Source organism: Polaromonas sp. P1_G2 (genome assembly GCF_056405515.1).
Genome location: NZ_JBFUBY010001104.1, coordinates 1 through 460, shown reverse-complemented (window position 1 = coordinate 460; position 460 = coordinate 1). Strand labels below are relative to the sequence as shown.

Annotated in this window: 1 pseudogene; it reads right to left on the bottom strand. The window is 59.3% G+C overall.

Annotation, left to right across the window (positions count from 1 at the left end):
* Positions 1–460 (bottom strand): annotated as a pseudogene (gene rpoB / locus AC1D0P_RS29270) (DNA-directed RNA polymerase subunit beta); the annotation flags it as partial.

Below are 460 nucleotides of genomic sequence, written 5' to 3'. Positions count from 1 at the left end.
TCATAGCGCTCCGCGTCGAAGAACAGCGACTGGAACATGGCCTCGGCCGATTCCATCGTCGGCGGCTCGCCCGGCCGCATGACGCGGTAGATGTCGAACAGAGCGTCCTGGCGGTTCTCGTTCTTGTCGACGTTGAGCGTGTTGCGGATATAGGCGCCGACATTGATATGGTCGATATCGAGCACCGGAATCTCGTCGAAACCAGCATCGAGAATGACGCGCAGCGTCTTCTCATCGATCTCGTCGCCGGCTTCAAGATAGATTTCACCCGTGTTCGGGTTGACGACGTCCTCGGCGAGATAGTTGCCATAAAGCTCGTCATCGGTCGCACGCAGCGCTTTGATGCCCTTGTCGGACAGTTGACGAAGCAGGCGCGGCGTCAGCTTCTTGCCCGCCTCGACCACGACTTCGCCGCTGTCGGCGTCGATAAGATCGGAAATGACCTTCGAGCCCCTCAGCG